Genomic DNA, 2,232 nt, shown 5'->3' on the forward strand with positions numbered 1-2,232 from the left:
GCACGCGCTGTCGTTCAGCCCCGGCCACCCCGGCTACGGCAAGCGCTGGCCGATGACCGCGGTGCAAGCGCAGGCGCTGCGCTGGTTCGGCTACGGCGGTGGCCTGTTCGAGCTGGGCCACGACCCCGAGCGCGACGGCGCGTTCTGCTTCGACAACGAGACGCCGCGCCACCGCACGTTCATCGCGCCGTTCGAGCTCGCGTCGCGACCGGTCAGCCATGGCGAGTGGATGGCCTTCATCGACGACGGCGGCTACCAGCGGCCGGAGCTGTGGCTCTCGCTCGGCTGGGACTGGGTGCGCAACGGCGGCCACCAGGCGCCGCTGTACTGGCGGCGCGAGGGCGACGCGTGGTTCACGCACACGCTGCATGGCGAGATGGCCGTCGACCCGCACACGCCGGCCTGCCACCTGAGCTACTTCGAGGCCGACGCCTACGCGCGCTGGGCCGGCGCGCGCTTGCCGACCGAGGCCGAATGGGAGTTCGCGGCCCGGCAGACCAAGCCGCAGGCGCGCGCCAACTTCGCCGACAGCGGCGCCTTCCACCCGATGCCGGCGGCGGATGCGCCGGCCGATGCACCGTCGCAGCTGTTCGGCGACGTCTGGGAATGGACGCAGTCGAGCTACCTGCCCTACCCCGGCTACAAGGCGCTGCCCGGCGCGGTCGGCGAGTACAACGGCAAGTTCATGAGCCAGCAGATGGTGCTGCGCGGCGGCTCGTGCGCGACGCCAGCCGGGCATGCGCGGGCCAGCTACCGCAACTTCTTCCCGCCGGAGGTGCAGTGGCAGTTCAGCGGGCTGCGGCTGGCGCGGGACGTGGGCTGACGCGGGCCATTTGAACCGGCGGCGGAACGGCTTCGCCCGTGGCGTTACCAAGTGCTCGCGCCAGGTGGATCTGGCCGCGGAAGCAAGGCATGAGCGTGGGATCGGTGACAGGGAAGAAGAGAACGCGGGAACCGGAGGCCGAGCCCCCGGGCGGCGAGCCCGCCGCGAGCATCGCGAGGAAGGCACGCCAACAGGCGAAGGAGACTTGCGCGACGTTCCCGGACCTGATCACGCCCGAGGGCCAGGATGCCTTCTTCAACGTGGTCGGCATCGAGGGCATCGAGCAATGCTTCCGTGACGACCTGAAGACCGTGGAGCAGGTCTACTGGCAGAAGGTCGACGAGCATGCCGCCGCCGACCGCACCGACACCGTCCGTCCTCCGCCGGTTCGCATCGATCCAAGGTACTTTGCCGATGCGCATACCGAGGGCGTGCGGGGAGATGGTGACTGTGCGTTCCACTCGATGATCGCCGGTGCCAGGCACCTGGGTGGCAATACCGCGGCGGCCGGTCCGTCAACGCCCCGCGAGATGCGCCTGCAGATGGCGGCCCATGTCGAGCGCGAGTACACCCTCTGGCGCCACGCGTCGGTGCACGACGTTCCGGACGAGAAGCAGTACCTGCTGACCCTTCCGTCCGACGACGACGAGCGCCGCGCAATGCTCAAGGATCTTCGCACGTCAGGCAGCTGGTTCCACGACATGGGCGACCTGTCGGTAGCGATCGCTGCCGACGCCTTCGGCCTGCAGATCGAGGTCATCACCCCGTATACCGACAGCGACCATCGACAGGTGTTCGGCGTGCAGCGCAACGGAACGCTGCCGCTGACGCTGCGCCGCGAGCGCGCGCACTACGAACCGGTGATCAGCTGTTCAACACCGCCAGCACGTCCGACCWGAACTCGCGCTGGTACAGCACGTACACCACGCCCGCCGTCGCGAGCATGAAGATCAGCGGCGAGAAGAACCAGGCCACCGCGGCGAATGACAGGTAGTACGCCCGCAGCCCGTCGTTGAAGGTTTCGGCGGCCATGCTGACCACGCCGCCCGCCTTCTTCGCGAAGGCCTGCCGGCGCACCTCGCCGTCGGAGCCTTGTTCGAGCAACTGCGCTGCCTCCGGCGCCGCGGCGATCAACAGCGCGCCGAAGGTGTACTGCCGCATCGACCACGTGAAGCGGAAGAACGCATAGACGAAGATGCCCAGCAGCAGCACCACCTTCAGGTCGAACACCAGCACCGAGGTGCGGGCCGCGAACGGCAGGTCGCGCACGATCTCGGTGGCCTTGTCGCTGGTGCCCAGCACCGCCAGCAGGCCGCCGATGATCAGGATGGTGGTCGACGCGAAGAACGACGGGCTGGTCGACAGGTTCTGCAGCACGACGCCGTCGATCACCCGCACCTCGCGGTAGG

Annotated in this window: 3 protein-coding genes; 2 read left to right on the plus strand and 1 reads right to left on the minus strand. The window is 68.9% G+C overall.

Features of this window, described 5'->3' with window-relative positions:
- Positions 1-823, plus strand: an 823-nt coding sequence (locus AC1D12_RS31420; RefSeq protein ID WP_477845103.1) for an SUMF1/EgtB/PvdO family nonheme iron enzyme, incomplete at its 5' end; no start/stop codon positions are given.
- A gap of 89 nt (positions 824-912) precedes the next feature.
- Complete coding sequence (locus AC1D12_RS31425) at positions 913-1,770, plus strand: OTU domain-containing protein (protein WP_477845104.1); 858 nt, start codon at positions 913-915, stop codon at positions 1,768-1,770.
- Here AC1D12_RS31425 and AC1D12_RS31430 read toward each other — a convergent pair.
- Positions 1,688-2,232, minus strand: a 545-nt coding sequence (locus tag AC1D12_RS31430; protein WP_477845105.1) for a DUF599 domain-containing protein, incomplete at its 5' end; no start/stop codon positions are given. The genes AC1D12_RS31425 and AC1D12_RS31430 overlap by 83 nt on opposite strands.

The organism is Rhizobacter sp. P1_G5, from assembly GCF_056405435.1.